Below are 21891 nucleotides of genomic sequence, written 5' to 3' on the forward strand. Positions count from 1 at the left end.
TTTCTTCTTTTAGTATGTTAGAAACTAAGTTGCAGACCGAATGACACAGAGGTGGCCAGCGGATAAGCCCAATCCGGATTTTCAGGGTCGGCACAAGTCAGACCTTTACTTTTGACTGTTAGCAAGTTCTGTCCCGACAGATATATACGTGCATTGCTCATTTTGAATTTAGACAAGAATGAGGCAGGCAAATTATATCCCAGTTGCAAATTGCGCAACTTCAAATAGGAACCGTTTTCTACAAAATAGGTTGAAGCGCGACCTTCATCGGCAGTATTGTTAGTGGTCAGTGCGGGAATAGTGGAACCGGTGTTTGCGGTAGTCCACGCACCCAACAAACGGTTTCCTTTGTTTGAGCCCGCATCTGTAATACTCCAGAAGTCAGTCTGAAACTTTTGGTTGTTATACACGTCCTTATCATATACCCCTTGCCAAAACATGCTGAAATCAAATCCTTTATAATTCAATGCGATATTCAGACCATAAGAAAATGCCGGAACAGGATTGTAAATCCAAGTTTGGTCATCGGCTGTAATACCATTCTTACCATCCAAATCTGCATATTTCAGTCCACCTACACGTGCGTTCGGTTGACCGGAAGCATCCACTTCGGCCTGATGTTGGAATATACCCTCTACCACATAGCCTACAATAGAGCCGTATGGTTGACCGGACTGAACCAGATTCTCCGTTGTTGTGTGTGCATAAGATCCTGTGGAGGTTGCAGGAAGGTAAGTTACTTTATTGCGGAAAAAATCTAAGTTTCCGTTTACATCAATTCCAAGCCCGCAAGCCAGAGTCTTGCGATAACCCAAAGCAACCTCCATTCCCCAGTTGCGCAATGAAGGACCATTGGCCCAAGATGCCCCACCTTCTCCCAGTGCGCCCAAGTAAGAGGGATTAATCAACATATTGTCCACATCTTTCACATATCCATCTATTGAACCGTATAAACAGCCTTTGAGAAGTGTGAAGTCTGTACCGATATTGAACTGTTCGGCCGATTCCCATTTCAAATTAGGATTCGCAAGTTGAGTGGCACGATAACCGGAAGGGAACGTTCCCGAATATTGCAACAGTAAGTCGTAAGCGGTAGAAGTAACACGGTCTAATCCATAATCGGCTACATAAAGTCCAAACTGGGCATTATTGTCTATTGCCTGATTACCGGTCTGTCCCCATGAAAAGCGAAGTTTCCAGTCGTCCATCCAATCTTTCCGCAACAGTTTAGACAAACGCAATCCGAGAGTCGCTGCCGGGAAAGTACCCCAACGATTATCTTTACCAAATCTGGAAGAACCGTCTCTGCGAATGGTGAAAGACGCCAAAACGAAATCGTCGAAATTATAGTCTATCTTTCCAAAGAAAGAAGCCAACCGGAACCCTACCTTTGCGCCAGCGTTTCTCATTGTACCAGTTGCCGCATTGGGCCACATATAGTCTTTATCTTCCAAAGCGTACTCTTCGGAATAAGCAGAAAAATCAATCACGGATTGCTTGGTCATTTCGGTACCTGCCAATACGGTAATATCATGTTTATCGGCCAATCGGAAATTATAGTTGGCAGTATTCGACCATGTCCAGTTTGTTTCATTATTGTGAGAAAGCGTTGTTTTCGCTATGTCATTATTCACAATATCAGAATGAAAAGTGTTTGTCATCGCATTGATGAATGAAGAATAATGGTCGATACCGAAGTTTGAACGAAGCACCAGTCCTTTGAGCGGTTTCAACTCTACATAGCCGTTACCAAACAGACGCCAGTAGTCCAGATGGTTGTCACGATTATTATATGATTCGCGCAACGGGTTCTGACGGTCGCTCATTCCACCTACAGGACCGGCAAACGTCACACCGTCTTCCTCATAAACCGGAACAGTAGGAGCCATCTTCAACGCATTCTCCATCGGAGCGCAATCTACCTGGGTGGTATATGTCACAGTGAAGTTCTCACCTATGGTGATATATTTGTTCACATTATAGGAGGAATTCATACGAGCGGATATATTCTCAAAATCAGTGTATTTCAAGATACCATTATTCTTCTTATACCCCAAAGAAAACATGGTGGAATGTTTGTCATTAGCGTGTGAAAGAGACAAATCATAATTTTGCAAGAACCCGGTACGCGATATTTCGTTCAGCCAATCGGTATCCGAATATTTCATTGTTTTCTTTTGATTGATGTAACCATCGTATAAGCCGTTTACCGTATAATTTACATAACTTCCCGTTGCCGGATTCCAAACCGTAATGGGCGTGCCGCTTGCGGCTTTCAGGTTCAATCCATAATTTCCGGCATAAGCAACCGGGTCTAATCCGTCATTCAAAGCAGCCTGAGCCATAGCTGTTGCGTATTCCGAAGTGTTCGAGAGCTTCATCAACGATTGGGAAGTGTAAAACTGCGCAGCCAGATTTGCCGAGAAGTCGACCTGCATTTTATCGGCTTTCTTTCCTTTCTTCGTTGTAATGATAATAACACCGTTCGATGCACGCGAACCGTAAATAGAAGCGGATGCCGCATCCTTCAGCACTTGCATACTTTCGATATCATTGGTATTAAGAGAGTTTAAAGCACGAGTAGTAGGCACTCCGTCAACCACATACAAGGGATCTTGTGATGAATTGAAAGAACCGATACCGCGAATGCGAATGGTTCCTGTACTACTGGGCGAACCGTTTGTAGTAATTGTCATACCCGGTACTTTACCTTGCAGACTTTTCATCGGATCGGCATCAGTCGAAGTTTTTAAAGATTTGGTCGAGACAACGGCAACCGATCCTGTCAAGTCCGCCTTCTTTTGGGTAGAATAGCCTGTCACTACCACTTCCTCCAACATTTCGGAGTCTTCCTCCAAAATAACGTTTAATAAAGCTTTCGCCTCCACTTTGACTGATTTAAAACCTACATAAGAAATGGTAAGTAATGAACCTTGCTTTACTGTCAACGTAAAGTTACCATCAAAGTCGGTAATAGTACCGTTGGCCGAAGCGGTTGATTCAATGACGGAAGCACCGATAATCGGCAACCCATCTGTTTTGGAAGTTACGTTTCCTTTTACCATTATGTTCTGTCCGCTGAGGACTGACAAGAACATAAACAGGAAACAAACGCTGCAAAGAAGTTTTTTGTTCTTCATAATACTGAGCATTAGTTTAATATTATTAATTTTAAAGTACGAATTTTCTTTTTATCGATGGTGCAAATTTCGGTTGATTTATATCAAACAGCTAAAAAAAATGTTTCAAAGGCTATAATATTTGTTGCATAGAACGCTATTTTATAGGGTTTTATACATTATTATCCGAGATAGAAGAATTATAGAGTATCTATTCTGCAGTAAGTATGGGAAATATTACCTTTGTAGGTGATAAGAACTTAAAAAATGGAAAGATGAGATTAAATGTATCGAAGATTACATCTAATCAATTAAATATGTTTAGATAGATTCTCAAGTATAAAACAGAATCAAACTGTGTCAGCAGGCTCCTGACACAGTTTGTTTTTCTTTCTTAAGACTTATTTCCCCGCACCTGTCAGCAACTTCCCAAACAGATTCAGAATACCCGCCACACTCTCTTTATCAGGCACAGGAATCCGGAGCGTGGTCTGTCCGGTCTCCTTATCTTCTTCGACTATAGAATCCACCAATTTCTGAGTAGCCTCCGGCGAGCTGAGCGTACGAGCCAAACCGCTAAGGAAAGAAAGTCCTTGCTGAACCAATCGTTCCGGATGCTCTTCGGCGTCACTGACAGATGAATCCGAAGCCTCTTCCATCTGTTCCGATATGACCGACGGCCTTGCTTGCTCAATGGCTTCCTCTTCCGGCGATTCTACCAATTCTTTTACTACCTTTTCATCATCAGCCACTTGATTGATATTCTCCTCCTTATCATCCCAATCAATGTTACTGCCGTCCGCACGGTTATCATCCGCTATCTCAGAAGAAGCATCAGCCACCACTTTGATAGAATCCATAATCTTATCAAACTTACTGTCTTCCAAGAATATGGTATCTTCCCCATTATCCAGAATACCTTCGAACAAAGAAGTCTTAAAATTCAATGTCGACAACATCCTTTCTTCAATAGTCTGGCTGGCAACAAGATTAATCACTTGGATATTCCTCTTCTGCCCAATTCGGTAAATACGGGCTATGCGTTGTTCGAGAACCGCCGGATTCCAAGGCAAATCAAGATTAATCAATATCGAAGCCACCTGAAGATTCAGTCCGGTACTTCCCGCATCTGTCGACAGGAATACACGGCTCTCCGGCAGTTCGGTAAAGCTCTCCACCAAATTCTTTCTGGCTTCGGAAGGCACTCCACCGTGAAGATATTCATAACGGACACCTAATTCATCGAGTTCTTTCGCAATAAGCCGCGTCATCCTCTCCCATTGGCTGAAAATCACAACTTTCTCGTCTCCGCTCTCAAAAACATTCTTCAGAATATTCATCGTTTCTTCTACTTTCGTATCATAACGACTTTTCTGGTCGAGAATGTAAGTACTGTCACATATCATTCTCATCTGGCTGAGCATCATCAACAAACGCTTACGGTCTTTTTCACTCAGGAAACGCGTCCTTGTCCATTTATACACCAACTGGGCTACCATGTTCTGATACTCATCATGCATATCCCGTTGTTGCTCGGTCATGGGGACAAACAGAACTTTATCCATGCGCCCCGGCAACTGAAGAGCCACGTCTTTTTTCCGGCGCCGGATAAGCACATTCTTCATCCGTTCACCAATGGCATTCAAATTCTTATAGCTGACCACCTTACCGGTATCCGACTTGACCACCGTTTCATCGATAAACTGATAATAAGGCCCCAGACAGAACTGGTCAACAAACTGCATGATTGAATAAAGCTCTTCCAGCTTATTCTCGAGCGGAGTACCCGAAAGAATTACTGCATATTCCGATTCGATATGACGGGCATTTCTTGATATCTGCGTGTTCCAGTTCTTCAAGCGTTGCACTTCATCCATGATGAGGAAATCGGTATGCAAAGATTTGAGAATCTTTATATCATTACAAATGCTGTTGTAAGAAACTATTTTATAAGTCTCTTCCGCTTCGTAGAGTTTCTTTCTCACCAGATGATTGCCCTCTACAACAATTGCTTTGGAGTCCGTGAAACGTTCTATTTCTTTTTTCCATTGATATTTCAATGATGTAGGACATACAATGAGAACCGAAGATATGAAATGGTGAGCTTTCATCAGTTCTGCCGTTCCAATGGCCTGGATTGTTTTTCCCAAGCCCATTTCATCAGCGATAACAGACTTTCCTGCACGAAAGGCAAAACGTATACCTTCCTTTTGATAAGGATAAAGTTTGGTTTTCAACAACTTATCCAAGGCTGTATCGGAAGCATACTCAGGTAAAAGTTGTACGCGTCTCCGCTGGTCGCGTTGCTCAAGAATAAACCCCAAAGCATCCGGATACCAGCGAAATGTATTATTCAACCGCACGGCATCACGAAAAAATTCGGTAACCGAATCCAACGCTTCAGGGCGCATTACTCCATCGGGAGTAAAATAAGGAGCTGCCAGGCGACGAAACTCTTCTTGATTGTCTGTCCCTATCCGCAGACATACTTTTCTTTCTCCCTGATAAGACAAATAAACGGATGTATAAGGCGGAATGTCCCGGCATACTTTGCGATGATTGTCTTCAATCCAGAGTTTCACAGCTTCCAGATGTTTACAGCTACCTAATTGGCTTGTCTTGAAATCCATGCATGAGCAGTAGTTCCACGGACTATCTTGCCCTCTGTATACCACCCTATATTCGTTACGGGTTACGGAATTGACCACGTTATAATAGCCGGGGTACTCCTTCCTGTTATGTTCGGAAATGGCAAACTTCTCTTTCATTGCCGCCTGCCTGCGCAAAGCAATCTGCCATTCCTGCAAAGTCATATTGTCCGGTCGATAATGATAGGATACCTTATTTATTGATTCTTTCGCACTTTTAGCGGTCTTATTTTTCTTTGCCATATCGTACTAAGTTTTATATTGTCCGCCAAAATTACAAAAAAAGAAGAATAAAACGGACATTACACATATGTATTTTATATCGGTTTGTTTTCCTGAATTTATTTTTCTACTTTTGAAGCCAATCTTTATTCTTCTGCTTATGCCGGCCAATAGAAATGCCTTGATACGTTATAAAACAATTGACAACTGTCTGCGTAATCCTTACCGACGCTGGACGTTGGAAGATTTGATGGACGCCTGTTCGGATGCCCTTTACGAATATGAAGGCATCGACAAAGGAATAAGCAAACGTACCGTGCAGATGGATATACAGATGATGCGCAGCGAGAAGCTGGGTTATAACGCTCCGATTGTGGTGTACGAAAATAAATACTATAAATACGAAGACCCGGAATACAGCATTACACAAACTCCGCTGAACGAACAAGACCTGAAAACGATGTCGGAAGCCGTGGAAGTGTTGAGGCAGTTTAAAAGTTTCTCCCATTTTAAAGAAATGAGCGATATTATCAACCGCCTGGAAGACCATGTCGCTTCTGCCCGAATGAAAACCACTCCTGTCATTGACTTTGAAAAGAATGAATCATTGAAAGGACTGGATTATCTGGATACGATCTATCACGCCATTGTGAACGAGCATCCCATACGGCTGAAATACCGTTCGTTCAAAGCGCGCTCGGCCAACAGCTTTATTTTTTATCCTTATCTATTAAAAGAATATCGCAACCGGTGGTTCGTTTATGGAGTAAGGAAAAGCGGACGTATATTGCAAAATTTGGCTTTGGACAGAATACAATCACTGGAAGTTCTGCCACAGGAACATTACATAAGAAATACATTCTTCGATCCGAACACATTCTTTGACGACCTTGTCGGAGTAACCAAGAACTCAGGAAGCAAAGCGGAAAAAGTAGGTTTCAAAGTAAAGGCTGACGAAGCGCCTTACATCATAACCAAACCAATACACCGCAGTCAGCAATTGATAGAAAGATTAACCGACGGAAGTGTCATACTAGAAATTGAAGTAGTCGTCAACCATGAACTGGAACGGGTATTCTTCGGATATGCCGACGGAATACAAATTCTGTATCCGCAGACATTGGTAGAATTGATGGGCAAGAAACTAAAAAGGGCTGCCGAACAATATACAACAAACTCAGAGTAAAAAACAACTGTCCTATCCGCCATTCAATAAAAGAAGAATGAAGGCCGTTTATTCCTCAAATAAAACTCTTGCACACTCATATCCTTCTTGATAAAACTCCGTCAGCTTCCGCACATCTCTCTCGATGCGGTCTACGGCAACAGGTTTCAACGGACGGATAACGATAATCTTTCCCTCGTCTTCCATACGCTCCACCATTTCCAACTGTTCATTATACACGGCACAACGACGCCCCAGCGCTTCGCGCAAATTCGGATATTTACGGTATATGAATGACGGAACGCGAATATCTTTCGAGTCTTTCCGATAACCACGATTACGGGTGAGCACAACGACATTGCGAGTGTAACCGTCGGAAATGGCACGCTGCAAAGGAATAGAGTCTACGATTCCCCCATCAAGCATCGGAATACCGTCCACATAAGCGATGGGACAAACAATAGGCAGGCTGCTGGAAGCACGGACAATGTCAATCACCCGGTTCTTGTCTTTTTTCTCTTCAAAGTAGTTGGCTTCTCCCGTCAGGCAATTCGTCGTCACCATAACGAAACGTTCGGGCGAAGCAAAATACGTCTCATAATCATACGGAAGGATGTGTTCGGGAAACTCATTGAACAGCAAATCGAAGTCGAGGATATTCCGTTTCTTGAGCAAGTACTTCAGACCGATATAATTGTATTTTTCCAGCAGGTCAATGTTGCTGTATTTGGCACGTCCCCGTTGACGGGAAGCATAGGACAGTCCATTGCACGCTCCGGCAGACACCCCTATCGTATAAGGGAACCGGATATCACAATCCATCAAATAATCGAGTACGCCACAAGTAAACACGCCGCGCATTCCCCCGCCTTCCAACACCAAGCCGGTAAATTCATCTATTTCCAAATTCTTCATTTTTTATCTCCCCCTATTTTTATTTACCACTCTCTCTACATACTCCGTCTAATTACTGTTGGTTGCATATTTATTATAAAAACAAACAAAAGACAGATTACCCGACAAAAATAGCAAATATTCAAACAAAATCTTATTTTTTTCTGCATCAATCTATGTAACTTTAGGCTAACTTTATTGTTTTAAGTAAGAAAAGACTTAACAATAATCATACGTTTCTGCAGATTTTGTCATACAGCATAATCACCTTCTCCAAACGGACTTACCGTGCCAAGATACAGTAATATTCATTCTTTTTTTATGCAAATTGAATCCAAACGGATGGTTTTCAAAAGAGGAATCATTATATTTGTAGCCAAAACAAATTTAATATGAATATTATAAGAATGAAAAAGAGTATCCTTATTGCTGCCTGGAGCTTATGTAGCTTGGGCATGATGGCACAAGACGCAAAGCCCCAAGAGGGATTTGTATTCACGACAGTGAAAGAAAACCCTATTACTTCCATCAAGAACCAGAACCGTTCGAGTACGTGCTGGAGTTTCTCAACTCTCGGATTTGTAGAGTCAGAATTACTCCGTATGGGCAAAGGCGAGTATGACCTGGCCGAAATGTTCGTAGTGCACAAAACAATGCAAGACCGTGGCGCGAACTATGTACGTTATCACGGTGACAGTTCTTTCTCTCCAGGCGGAAGTTTCTACGATGTAATGTATTGCATCAAGAATTATGGTATCGTTCCGCAGGAAGTGATGCCGGGTATCATGTACGGCGATACTCTGCCGGTACATAACGAACTGGACGCTGTTGCTTCCGGCTATATCAACGCCATCGCTAAAGGCAAACTGAGCAAGTTGACTCCAGTATGGAAAAACGGGCTGGCAGCAGTCTATGACACCTATTTAGGAAAGTGCCCGGAAAACTTCACTTACAAAGGCAAGGAATATACTCCGAAGTCCTTTGCTGAATCATTGGGATTGAATCCTGACGATTACGTATCACTGACTTCTTATACACATCATCCGTTCTATTCCCAATTCGCTATCGAAATTCAGGATAACTGGCGCAACGGTTTGTCTTACAACCTGCCTATCGACGAACTGATGGCTGTAATGGACAACGCTGTAAAGAAAGGTTATACTTTTGCATGGGGTAGCGACGTGAGCGAACAAGGATTCTCACGCGATGGTATAGCCGTTATGCCGGACGCAGCCAAAGAATCGGAACTGTCAGGTTCGGATATGGCTCGTTGGACAGGTCTGACTGCCGCCGACAAACGCAGAGAATTGTTCACCAAACCTTTCCCGGAAAAGGATATTACCCAGGAAATGCGTCAGGTTGCTTTCGACAACTGGGAAACAACAGATGACCATGGAATGGTTATCTACGGTATCGCCAAAGACCAGAACGGAAAAGAATACTTCATGGTGAAGAACTCATGGGGTAAATCCGGCAAATACAACGGCATCTGGTATGCTTCCAAAGCATTCGTAGCTTACAAGACTATGAATATTCTTGTACACAAAGATGCCCTTCCCAAAGAAATCGCAAAGAAGCTGGGGATTAAATAAAGATAACTTTTAAAATTTATAATTGATTCAGAAAGCGGCTGCACGATGCAGCCGCTTTCTTTTTTTTCTCATCTGTCATCATTTATCTATATATTACGTATCTTTACCCCCGGAAAGAAAAGATACAACCGATAAAATGAAAAAAAATATTGTACTTATTGCAATTCTATTTTGCACTGCCTTTGCACAGGCGCAAGAAGTTTTTGTAAATGCAGATTTTGTCAGCAGTTATATCTGGCGCGGTATAGACAGCGGCAATGCAAGTGTACAACCCTCACTCGGCCTCAACTGGAAAGGACTGACTGTCTACGCCTGGGGCTCTACCGAATTTCGTGAAAAGAATAATGAGATAGACCTTTCATTGGAGTATGAGTATAAAAACCTGACTCTTTACGCCAACAACTATTTTACCCAAACAGAAGACGAGCCTTTCAAATATTTCAATTACAACTCGCACTCCACCGGACATACTTTTGAAGTAGGAGCCGGATATATGCTCAGTGAGAAATTCCCGCTATCAGTAAGCTGGTACACTACATTTGCCGGAAACGATTATCGGGAAAATGGAAAACGCGCCTGGTCGAGCTATTGTGAACTGAGTTACCCGTTCAGTGTGAAAGACGTCGATTTAAGTATTGAAGCAGGCTTCACACCTTGGGAAAGTATGTATTCCGACAAATTCAATGTGGTCAACGTCGGACTATCCGCCACTAAAGAGATCAAAATAACGTCCGGCTTCTCATTACCTGTATTCGGAAAACTGATAGCCAATCCTTACGAAGAGCAGGTTTATTTTGTATTCGGAATAACACTCTAGCGAATTTATCGATTTAATAATTTAGCAATAATCACCCCCATGAAAAAACACTCTCTTATTTTCTGTACAGGAGTTCTTTTACTGAGCGCCTGCAATCCGGCAAAAGCACCGGAAGCTATTTTGCCTGTTCCCGAAGCCAAGCAGGTGGAATGGCAAAAGATGGAAACATATGCTTTTGTACACTTCGGACTTAACACATTCAACGACCGCGAATGGGGATACGGAGATTCCGACCCTAAAACATTCAATCCTGCCAGACTGGATTGCGAGCAATGGGTACAAACGTTTGTAAATTCGGGCATGAAAGGAGTGATCCTGACAGCCAAACATCACGACGGATTCTGCCTGTGGCCTACACAACTGACAGAATATTGCATCCGTAACACCCCGTATAAAGACGGAAAAGGCGACATCGTTCGCGAACTATCGGATGCCTGCAAGAAGTACGGCATTAAATTCGCAGTTTATCTGTCTCCCTGGGACAGGCATCAAGCCAATTACGGTTCTCCCGAATATGTAGACTACTTTTATAAGCAACTCAACGAACTGCTGACCAACTACGGTGATGTTTTTGAAATCTGGTTTGACGGTGCCAATGGCGGAGACGGCTGGTATGGTGGCGCAAAAGACAGCCGTACTATCGACCGTAAGACTTATTACGATTATCCGAGAGCTTACAAAATGATTGACGAACTGCAACCACAAGCTGTTATCTTCTCTGATGGTGGTCCGGGTTGCCGCTGGGTAGGTAATGAAAAAGGATTTGCCGGAGCTACCAACTGGGCTTTCCTTCGTGCCGGAGAGGTCTATCCGGGCTATCCCAACTACCGCGAACTGCAATACGGTCACGCTGACGGCAATCAATGGGTAGCCGCCGAATGCGATGTTTCCATCCGTCCGGGATGGTTCTACCACCCGGAAGAAGACGGCCGCGTGAAGACAGTAGAACAACTGACCGACCTCTACTACCGCAGCGTAGGTCATAACGCAACATTGTTACTCAACTTCCCGGTCGATCGTGACGGACTGATCCATCCGACAGACTCTACCAACGCCGTAAACTTCCACCAGAACGTACAAAAACAACTGGCACACAACCTATTGGCGGGACTTTCTCCCAAAGCATCGGACGAACGGGGAAAAACATTCTCTGCAAAAGCGGTGACCGATGGTGAGTATGATACTTATTGGGCTACCAATGACGGTGTCAACTCTGCCACAATCGAGTTTGACCTGCCTCAAACGGAAAAGATTAACCGTATGATGTTACAGGAATATATACCTTTGGGGCAACGTGTCAAATCATTCGTTGTAGAATACAACCAGGAAGGCGAATGGCTTCCGGTAAAATTGAATGAAGAAACGACCACTATCGGATATAAACGCCTTCTTCGTTTCGAGACAGTCACCACAGATAAGATCCGTGTCCGTTTTACAGATTCGCGAGCTTGCCTCTGTATCAATAACATAGAAGCCTACTATGCAGGAGAGACTTCCGATACATATACCGCAAAAGCAGAAGAGTTGAAGAGTTATCCGTTCACGCTCACCGGAGTAGATGCGGAGGAAGCACAAAAATGTATGGATAAAAACAATCAGACCACCTGCTTCATCAACGAAAACACATTATTGATTGATTTGGGAGAGGAACGCACAATTACCTCCTTCCATTATCTCCCCGACCAGAGTGAATATAATAAAGGGATAATCAGCTCTTATGAAATCTCTGTCGGCACGGACAGCAATGCTGTCAACCAGCTAGTAGCCAAAGATGAATTTTCCAACATAAAGAATAATCCGATTCTGCAATCGGTTTACTTTACTCCGGTAAACGCCCGCTATGTCCAACTGAAAGCAACACGGATGATACATGACGGTGAACCGATGGGGTTAGCAGAAATTGGTATACAATAAAAGAATAGAGACTCTCTCCATAAAATCAGAATAAGGTGCAATTATGAACTAAACCATTTGCTTTATTATAATAAGAGCCTGTTTAAATTTTCCTGAGATTATGTTAGATAGGCTTTACCGACCAGTTTTTATTCGTCACATAGTCTCCGTCATGCTCCTCACAACAACAGAAAATATACTCGAAAGCAACTCTCAAAACTGTGTCGGGCAAAACTCGGAGCAGGCTCTTAATAACCCACTTTTCATTCATTAATAGAAAAGTTCTCTTTTATTAATTGTAAACTTCTTATTATCAGTATGTAAACTTATTTTTCGTTAACCGTAATCTATAAACGCAAGCTTCGTTTATAAAAACAAAGGCTTTGATTATAAAAACGAAGCTTGCAATTATATAATCAAAGCTTGCGTTTATAGTTTGTATCGAATGAAAAGAAAGTTTCCTTCCTGTCCGAAGGAACTTTATACTTAATGGGCGGGAAGTTTTCTATTAATAGCCAAGAGCGCAACTGTTAATATCCCTTCCGCCAACTACAGACGGACGCGACAAGAAGAGCCGGGTTAAGTTAAAATATCAGCTATAAAATTATGACTGAAGAGAATTTAAACAGGCTCTAAATGATTCCTATAGGCATTTTTATTTCGCCGTTTGCCTGCCTGGATATAGTTCATTAGGCAATCTTATTTCGTATAACTATAGTCATACGAAAAGATAATAGGCAATCAAGATAGTCTTATCAGGCTATGGAAAAAATCTAATTAGTAACATACAATAAACACATAGCGAAAAGACAAATTTGAGCGAAGTGTAGCGAATGGCACTGAAACAGTGTTCGTTACGCTTCGTTTTTGTGTGGTAAGGAAGCAACTGAAAGCCACTTTGAAGCCAAATGCGGCAGGAGTTCAGTTACCAGCCCATTACTACCGTAACGGATGAAAGTTTTTAGTTAAAGGCTTCTATTTCTGCAATTTGCGTAGGTTTGCATATCTGTCGGTAATACACCGACCTATACAACCACAAAGAAAAGGCAAAGTGATGAAACTGTAAAAACAGTCAGTTCTCCTATTAAAATCATTATTCTGCTAATACACAATAAAAAAGTGCGTTTCTTGTACTGCTGGGAACTGCACTTTTTATAATTTTGCAGTCGGAATAACATCAGCAAGGATATGCAGGAAGACATCTTACGTTTTTTTCGTCCTATAAATCATTCATTCGATGTAAAAGAGGACGATTATGTACAAGCGAAAGTTTGCATTTCAATGGCAGACGCCATGGCTCGGAATACGAACAGCAGTTTGTATATAATTGATTATAACCAGAAAAACTTCTTGTATGTATCTCCGAATCCTTTGTTCTTGTGCGGATACACACCGGAAGAGGTGCGAGGGAAAGGATACGGTTTCTATTTCGAGGTGGTTCCGGCAGAAGAGATAAGAATGCTGTTCGAAATAAACGAGGCAGGTTTTTATCTTTTCGGCAGGCACTCTTCGGAAGAGAAGTACGGTATGACTATCGAATATGATTTCCATATCAAGGCCTGTGACGGACGTTTCCGGTTAATCCATCACAAGCTGACTCCCGTGCTCCTTGACAAGGATGGGTATATGTGGCTGGCGTTATGTACCGTATCGCTTTCTCCCGCATCCGTTCCGGGAAACGTGTTGATGACATGCAAGCACCGCCCGGTTCACTGGGCCTATTCTTTTGAGGGGCAACGGTGGAAGGAACTTCCCAATATTGTATTGACCGACAGAGAAACCGACATTCTGCAACTCGCAGTAAAAGGATTTTCCAATACGGAGATTGGAGAGGCTTTGTTTGTGGATGCCAATACCGTGAAATTCCACAAGAAAAAACTGTTTCAGAAGTTACATGCAAAAAACATCACTGAAGCCATCGGCATCGCATCCAATCTGCGGCTGATTTAGAAAGACGAGATAAAATTTCGGAAACGGTTCGATAGGCAGATGCCGTTCGACATATTGCCTTATTTTATCTTGTCCTCTCTTCCTGATAACATCATCTTGCAAAGATGGGTATATCATCCTTTTTTTGATAAAAGCAATATTCCAAAATGCCATATAGCCGATAACATATCTTTCTACCGCCTTTTCTATCGGCTCATCCTCTTTCCGTAGGGATGCAAGGGGAAAAGCAGTATTCTCAAAGATACCGATTTCCGCCCATGAAAGATTTATGAATGTCAAGGGGTATTCCATTTTATCTCCTGCCGATTAAATCCTCATTCTCAATCGTCTTGTTGGTTTTCTTCACACGTGCTTTCAATGAGCCGAAACGATAGGACACACGCAATGTCAGATTGCGGGAGTGAGTTATCCATCTTCTCTCACCCGTGTAATCCCCGTTGATTGTATGTGCACAATACTGTCCGTATCTGGAGAAATTGCCGCTGTCGCAATAGCCCATGAGGCGAACTGACAGACGCTCTTCTTTCAGGAATGAGCGTGAAAGTGTCAACATATAGAAATAAGTCGGTTTCGAATAGTCATACAGATTATCTAAAGTAGATTCATTGCGCCCGGTCGCAAGCGACAGTTTTATTTTCCCCGGCAACTGTTGTTCTGCCTGCGCATAGAATGTCCAATGCCAGCGTTCATTCTCCAGCCCAAGTTGGTGGCTGTAGAGTTTCCTGTGTTGTACGCTATTGTTTAGCATAAGACTTGTAGTAGATGAAATTCTCCAACGCAAGTAAGTGTTAATGGTATACCCACGGAGTTTCAGATTGTTTTCGTATGTGGTATGGCGCACATCATCCATCAGATAATTGTACTCCCCGATTCCGGTATTATTTAGTGTAGAAGACAGCGAAACATTTGCGGTCAATTTGGGCAAAGTCAGCATATAGGAAAGTGAAATGTTATGAGGATGCGCACTTTTTAATGATGGATTTCCATTGGATATTTCATCAGGAGTTTCTTCAACGGCAGGATTCAAATAGGAAATCCCCGGACGGTAGATGCGGGAGAGATAATTCAGCTTGAGCGTATTCCGGTCATTTACCTTGTAACTGATACCGAGGGAAGGAATCCAGTCACCAAGATGTTTGGCAAAGTCCGGATTGCTTCCATCTTTATAGTGTGCGTCGATATATGAATATTCATAGCGCATTCCGGCACGTGCATTCCATGCTCCTGATGTGAAGCGATATTCTCCGTAAACAGCGGCAATGTGCGTATAGTGGGCAAAGTCGGTATGGTTCTTTGTACCGTTGTCGTAACCAAACTGGCTCAAGCTGCTATTGTCACGGAAAATATATTTCGTTCCCATACTTAATTGGTGATGCTCGGATAACGGACGCTCCCAATCAAACTGAAACGTATGCTCGGCAAAATTGTTCTTCTTCCTGCTGTCGAAAGCGGAATAGTCAACGGGCATATTTTCCATATCCGAATAAACCCAATCGGCGCGTTGACGTGTATTGGTGGTGGAAAGCAAGTAAGAAAACGTCAGGGCTTCTCCTTCTCTTCCAGTCAGATGTTGGTAATCAATGTGCCCGTTGAAATCGAAAAACCTTTGATAGCTGTCGTGCAAGTTTTCCGCATACGAATATATGACAGTATTGTTTCTGGAAAATAGCGAGGTGGTCTTATTGTAGTTGATGTCAACATCATAAGAGTAGCCTCCGAACGACAAGGAGAACAAGTTTCGTGCGTTCATTTCATAGCTTGCTTCCAGTTCCATGTTGTGCAGCCAGCCGAGATTATCGCCTTTGTCGGATATTCGTTGCACGTTCCCGCTGGTTTTATATAGATATTCTTCGTCTCCATAATGGTAAGTACCGTCATGGCTGAGCCTCTGTACACTGTAATTGCCTCCTAATGTAAACTTCCGGACTTGTGTTGTCAGAAACAAGCTTCCATAATGTTGTCCGGACGCACTATATGCTCCTTGTGCCGTACCTACAACTCCGTCCATAGAAAGTTTGTCATTCGTGATAATGTTCAATATGGCATCCGCACTTTCTCCGTCATATTTTGCTCCCGGTTCTGTAATTACTTCAATGTTCTTTACCACATCGGCTGGAATGGAAGAAAGCACGTCTTTTGAATTGTTGGTATAGTTTCGGCTTGGACGTCCGTTTCTATATACTTTGAAATTACTGCTTCCATTCACTTTGATATTCCCTTGTCCGTCCACCGTTACGAAAGGAACCTTTCTCAGTATCTCTATGACTGAACTACTTTTTGCATCCGTATCTCCCTGCACATCATACGTGGTACGGTCAACTTCGTTTTTTACCAACTTCTTTTGCGCTGTTACTGTTATGGCATCCAATTCTATTCCTCCCCGTAATATAATTATCCCCACATCCCTTCCATCGCACTCTATTATTTGAGGCTGATAGCCGACAGAAGTGACTTTTAATAGACAATCACCTTTACGTTCTTTTAATTGGAATGTTCCGTCCTCCCGGCTAAGAGTCCCTTCCACAAATGTGGAGTCGGTCTTCAACAATACAACATTGGCAAAAGCCACTGGCGATTGTTGTTCATCCACAACTTTACCCGTAATATTCTGTGCCCTTATTATTTCTGCTACATTTAACAAACACAGAAGACATACCCATTTGAAAAGATTATTTGCTTTCATACACTCTGCGATTTGAATTATAGCGCAAAGTTCTGAATAATAAATATATTACCTGCTACCCGATAGGATAGTATTGTTGTTATCGTAGAAAAAACTACCCAATAGAGTAGTCGCAATACGGCATAAAAATCCCGCATTTTAACTTCTCTGAACGACCCAAACGCAAAAAATGCTATATAGAGATTTCTATCTTTCGGGAAAACTTCCTATATTTGCAAACAAAGAGAGTTATTTGACAGCATAGCACCGCAAAGCGCTGAAAATCGCACGGTTGCCAATTCGTTACTGTTATTCCTCAAATATTCCGCTAAATATTTATTCCTCAAATGGTTGTGTCAGACCGTTGAAATTCTAAAATAATAGATAATATGGTACAGAAAACAAAGATTATCGTGCAGAAGAAAAACTATACTCTCCGTACTTGGCAAACCGAAGATGCAGCATCATTAGCCCAATATCTCAATAACAAGAATATTTGGAATAACTGTCGTGACGGTCTCCCCTATCCTTATAGCCAGGAAGATGCTAACGTTTTTCTCGCTATGGTACAAGCAAAAGAAAACATTCATGATTTCTGCATTGAGATAAACGGAGAAGCAGTCGGAAATATCGGTTTTATACCCGCTACGGATGTAGAACGTTTTAGTGCAGAAGTGGGCTACTGGATTGGAGAACCTTTCTGGAACCAGGGAATCGTTACTGACGCCCTGAAAAAAGCTATCAACTATTATTTCGAACACACTGATAAAATACGTGTATTCGCAGTCGTATTTGAGCATAACTCCCCATCCATGCGGGTATTAGAGAAAGTGGGATTCACGAAAGTAGGAATTATGCAAAAGGCTATTTTCAAGAATGATAATTTCATGAACGCACATTATTATGAACTTATCAAATAATCCGGAATTCATCAAGGAATCCTTTTCGGACACCCTCCTCATAAACGCCTTGTCAACCCTGAATTAAATCTATAAAAGCCCTCCTATTTTGCTCAAAATTCTTAAACCTGTGCATTTTTTACTCAGATTTCTTGTCAGAACCAAGTGTTTGAGTAAATTTGCATGCTGATAGTTAACCGGATAGTTTGAATAGCAAGAGATTACTACTTGACTACTGGCTGCTAACTTGTAGAAATACTAATACTAAATTTAATAGCATGAGTTTGAAAATTGTTGTATTGGCAAAACAAGTTCCCGACACACGCAACGTTGGGAAAGATGCCATGAAAGCCGACGGAACGATTAACCGTGCGGCACTCCCCGCCATCTTCAACCCCGAAGACCTGAATGCTCTCGAGCAAGCTCTCCGATTGAAAGATGCTCATCCAGGCTCTACCGTAACCATCCTGACAATGGGACCGGGACGGGCAGCCGACATTATTCGTGAAGGACTTTTCCGTGGTGCAGATAACGGTTACTTATTAACCGACCGTGCTTTCGCTGGTGCAGACACACTGGCTACGTCTTACGCACTTGCCACTGCCATCCGCAAAATCGGTGAGTATGACATTATTATCGGTGGTCGTCAGGCAATCGATGGTGACACGGCACAGGTAGGTCCGCAGGTAGCAGAAAAGCTGGGATTGACGCAAATCACATACGCAGAAGAAATTCTGGAAGTGGGCGATGGTAAGATTAAGGTGAAACGTCACATCGACGGTGGTGTTGAAACTGTAGAAGGCCCGCTGCCTATCGTGATTACTGTCAACGGTTCTGCAGCTCCTTGCCGTCCGCGTAACGCTAAATTGGTTCAGAAATACAAGCATGCCAAGACTGTGACTGAAAAACAGCAAGGCAATCTTGACTATACAGACCTGTATGACAAGCGCGATTATCTGAATCTGGCAGAATGGAGCGTAGCCGACGTAAACGGCGACCTCGCACAATGCGGTCTGTCCGGTTCGCCGACAAAAGTGAAAGCCATCCAGAACATCGTATTCCAGGCTAAAGAGAGCAAAACCATCAGCGGCAGCGACCGTGACGTGGAAGACCTGATTGTTGAACTATTAGCTAACCACACCATCGGATAATCATGAATAACTTATTTGTATATTGCGAAATAGAAGAAGGTAACGTTTTAGACGTCAGCCTCGAACTTCTGACCAAAGGTCGTTCGTTAGCCAACCAGTTGAACTGTCAGCTCGAAGCAGTGGTTGCCGGAACCGGCCTCAAAGAGATTGAAAAACAAATCCTTCCTTACGGAGTAGACAAACTTCACGTTTTCGACGGCGAAGGACTTTACCCTTATACTTCACTCCCCCACACGTCTATTCTGGTAAACCTTTTCAAAGAGGAACAGCCGCAAATCTGTCTGATGGGTGCCACTGTGATCGGTCGTGACCTCGGTCCGCGCGTTTCTTCTGCTTTGACCAGCGGATTGACTGCCGACTGTACTTCACTTGAAATCGGTGACCACGAAGACAAGAAAGAAGGCAAGACTTACAAAAACCTGTTGTATCAGATCCGTCCGGCTTTCGGCGGTAACATCGTTGCTACGATTGTGAACCCGGAACACCGCCCGCAGATGGCAACCGTTCGCGAAGGTGTGATGAAGAAAGAAATCCTCTCTCCTACTTATCAAGGAGAAGTGATCCGTCACGATGTGAAAAAATACGTAGCCGATACGGACTATGTAGTGAAAGTTATCGAACGCCACGTAGAAAAGGCTAAGAACAACCTGAAAGGTTCTCCGATCATCGTAGCCGGTGGATACGGAGTAGGTTCGAAAGAAAACTTCGACCTGTTGTTCGACCTCGCTAAAGAACTTCATGCAGAAGTAGGTGCCAGCCGTGCTGCTGTCGACGCAGGTTTCGCAGATCACGACCGCCAGATCGGTCAGACAGGTGTTACGGTTCGTCCGAAACTCTACATCGCTTGCGGTATCTCCGGACAGATTCAGCATATCGCCGGTATGCAGGAAAGTGGTATCATCATCTCCATCAACAACGACCCGGATGCTCCGATCAACACGATTGCCGATTACGTAATCAACGGAACTATCGAAGAAGTTGTGCCGAAGATGATTAAGTATTATAAACAAAATAGCAAGTAAGGAAAGATGGCTAATTATTATACAGACATACCGGAACTCAAGTTTCACTTGAACAATCCGATGATGAAACGTATTTGCGAACTCAAAGAACGCAATTACAGAGATAAAGATGAATTCGACTATGCTCCGCTGGACTTCGAAGATGCTGTAGACTCTTACGACAAAGTGTTGGAGATTACCGGAGAAATCACAGGAGAAATCATTGCCCCTAACGCAGAAGGCGTGGACACAGAAGGACCTCACTGTGCCAATGGTCGCGTAGAATATGCTTCGGGAACCAAACAAAACCTGGACGCAATGGTGAAAGCCGGCTTGAATGGTATGACCATGCCACGTAAGTTCGGCGGTCTGAACTTCCCGATCACCCCATACACCATGTGCGCGGAAATCGTGGCTGCTGCCGACGCTGGTTTCGGGAACATCTGGTCATTGCAAGACTGTATCGAAACTCTTTATGAGTTTGGTAACTCCGACCAACACAGCCGCTTTATCCCGCGCATCTGCCAAGGTGAAACCATGTCAATGGACTTGACAGAACCGGATGCAGGTTCCGACCTTCAATCTGTTATGCTGAAAGCTACTTACAGCGAAAAAGACGGATGCTGGTTGCTGAACGGTGTGAAACGTTTCATCACGAACGGCGACGCCGATATTCATCTCGTACTGGCACGTTCGGAAGAAGGGACAAGAGACGGTCGTGGTTTGTCCATGTTCATCTATGACAAACGTCAGGGTGGCGTGAACGTACGTCGTATCGAAAACAAACTCGGTATCCACGGTTCTCCTACCTGCGAATTGGTATATAAGAATGCAAAAGCTGAACTTTGCGGTGACCGCAAACTCGGTTTGATTAAATACGTAATGGCTTTGATGAACGGTGCCCGTCTGGGTATTGCCGCACAATCTGTAGGATTGAGCCAGGCAGCTTACAATGAGGGGTTGGCATACGCTAAAGACCGTAAGCAGTTCGGAAAAGCAATTATCGAATTCCCGGCTGTGTATGACATGCTGGCTATCATGAAAGGCAAACTGGATGCCGGACGTGCTTTACTGTATCAAACATCTCGCTACGTAGACATCTACAAAGCATTGGACGACATCGCCCGCGAACGTAAACTGACTCCGGAAGAACGCCAGGAACAGAAGAAATATGCTAAATTAGCAGACAGCTTTACTCCGCTGGCTAAAGGTATGAACTCTGAATATGCGAACCAAAACGCTTACGACTGTATTCAGATTCACGGTGGTTCAGGTTTCATGATGGAATATGCCTGTCAACGCATCTATCGCGACGCACGCATCACCAGCATCTACGAAGGAACTACCCAGTTGCAGACCGTAGCCGCTATCCGTTACGTGACCAATGGTTCTTACATCGCTACTATCCGCGAGTTTGAAGCTATTCCTTGCTCACCGGACATGGAACCACTGATGTCTCGTCTGAAAAAGATGGCTGACAAATTCGAAGCAAGCACCAATGCAGTGAAAGAAGCACAAGACCAGGAATTGCTTGACTTCACCGCTCGCAAACTGGTAGAAATGGCTGCTGACATTATCATGTGTCACCTGCTGATTCAGGATGCCAGCAAGGCTTCCGAACTGTTCTCCAAATCTGCACATGTATATTTGAACTATGCAGAAGCGGAAGTAGAAAAGCACTCAAACTTCATCAAGAACTTCGATAAAGAAGACTTGGCATTCTACAAAAAGTAATAAATACGCTATCAAATCTCATAAAAGCATCCCTTCTTAGGAAGCGGATGCTTTTTTATTTGTCACATTCTATTATTTTTCATTATTATTCTATACATTTGTCAGTGGGATAAGTAACTTCTAATCGACGACTCTACATAAGAG

At 43.2% G+C, this 21891-nt stretch carries 13 protein-coding genes; 9 read left to right on the plus strand and 4 right to left on the minus strand.

Features of this window, described 5'->3' with window-relative positions; all coding sequences use genetic code 11:
* Positions 1–17: 17 nt before the first annotated feature.
* Both A4V03_RS12950 and A4V03_RS12955 read right to left on the minus strand, forming a co-directional pair.
* Positions 18–3140 (minus strand): SusC/RagA family TonB-linked outer membrane protein, encoded by a 3123-nt coding sequence (locus A4V03_RS12950; RefSeq protein ID WP_167371341.1) that lies wholly within the window; start codon positions 3138–3140, stop codon positions 18–20.
* A 380-nt stretch (positions 3141–3520) separates the two neighbouring features.
* The gene (locus A4V03_RS12955; RefSeq protein ID WP_065539186.1) at positions 3521–6010 is read right to left on the minus strand and encodes a DEAD/DEAH box helicase; all 2490 of its coding nucleotides are present in this window, start codon (positions 6008–6010) and stop codon (positions 3521–3523) included.
* A 139-nt stretch (positions 6011–6149) separates the two neighbouring features.
* Here A4V03_RS12955 and A4V03_RS12960 point away from each other — a divergent pair, with 139 nt between their 5' ends.
* Positions 6150–7175 (plus strand): helix-turn-helix transcriptional regulator, encoded by a 1026-nt coding sequence (locus tag A4V03_RS12960; protein WP_065539187.1) that lies wholly within the window; start codon positions 6150–6152, stop codon positions 7173–7175.
* Positions 7176–7223: 48 nt separating this feature from the next.
* On the opposite strand, the gene A4V03_RS12965 is transcribed toward A4V03_RS12960, so the two are convergent.
* Positions 7224–8069 (minus strand): patatin-like phospholipase family protein, encoded by an 846-nt coding sequence (locus A4V03_RS12965; protein WP_065539188.1) that lies wholly within the window; start codon positions 8067–8069, stop codon positions 7224–7226.
* A 386-nt stretch (positions 8070–8455) separates the two neighbouring features.
* Between A4V03_RS12965 and A4V03_RS12970 the strand changes: the two genes are divergently transcribed.
* From A4V03_RS12970 to A4V03_RS12985, 4 genes are all read left to right on the plus strand, one after another.
* Positions 8456–9640, plus strand: coding sequence for a C1 family peptidase (locus A4V03_RS12970; RefSeq protein ID WP_065539189.1), 1185 nt, complete (start codon positions 8456–8458; stop codon positions 9638–9640).
* A gap of 136 nt (positions 9641–9776) precedes the next feature.
* The gene (locus tag A4V03_RS12975; RefSeq protein WP_065539190.1) at positions 9777–10457 is read left to right on the plus strand and encodes a hypothetical protein; all 681 of its coding nucleotides are present in this window, start codon (positions 9777–9779) and stop codon (positions 10455–10457) included.
* A 39-nt stretch (positions 10458–10496) separates the two neighbouring features.
* The gene (locus A4V03_RS12980) at positions 10497–12371 is read left to right on the plus strand and encodes an alpha-L-fucosidase (protein ID WP_065539191.1); all 1875 of its coding nucleotides are present in this window, start codon (positions 10497–10499) and stop codon (positions 12369–12371) included.
* Between the two features lie 1167 nt (positions 12372–13538).
* On the plus strand, positions 13539–14300 hold the full coding sequence (locus A4V03_RS12985) for a response regulator transcription factor (RefSeq protein ID WP_065539192.1): 762 nt from the start codon (positions 13539–13541) through the stop codon (positions 14298–14300).
* Positions 14301–14592: 292 nt separating this feature from the next.
* On the opposite strand, the gene A4V03_RS12995 is transcribed toward A4V03_RS12985, so the two are convergent.
* Complete coding sequence (locus tag A4V03_RS12995; RefSeq protein WP_084081151.1) at positions 14593–16983, minus strand: TonB-dependent receptor; 2391 nt, start codon at positions 16981–16983, stop codon at positions 14593–14595.
* 368 nt (positions 16984–17351) lie between these two features.
* On the opposite strand from A4V03_RS12995, the gene A4V03_RS13000 reads away from it, so the two are divergent.
* From A4V03_RS13000 to A4V03_RS13015, 4 genes are all read left to right on the plus strand, one after another.
* Entirely contained in the window at positions 17352–17882 is a 531-nt protein-coding gene (locus tag A4V03_RS13000; protein ID WP_065539194.1) for a GNAT family N-acetyltransferase, read from the plus strand.
* A 257-nt stretch (positions 17883–18139) separates the two neighbouring features.
* Entirely contained in the window at positions 18140–19012 is an 873-nt protein-coding gene (locus A4V03_RS13005; RefSeq protein ID WP_065539195.1) for an electron transfer flavoprotein subunit beta/FixA family protein, read from the plus strand.
* A 2-nt stretch (positions 19013–19014) separates the two neighbouring features.
* Complete coding sequence (locus A4V03_RS13010; RefSeq protein WP_065539196.1) at positions 19015–20034, plus strand: electron transfer flavoprotein subunit alpha/FixB family protein; 1020 nt, start codon at positions 19015–19017, stop codon at positions 20032–20034.
* Between the two features lie 6 nt (positions 20035–20040).
* Positions 20041–21747 (plus strand): acyl-CoA dehydrogenase family protein, encoded by a 1707-nt coding sequence (locus A4V03_RS13015; RefSeq protein ID WP_024988566.1) that lies wholly within the window; start codon positions 20041–20043, stop codon positions 21745–21747.
* Positions 21748–21891: the final 144 nt, after the last annotated feature.

The organism is Bacteroides caecimuris (assembly GCF_001688725.2).
GTDB lineage: Bacteria > Bacteroidota > Bacteroidia > Bacteroidales > Bacteroidaceae > Bacteroides > Bacteroides caecimuris.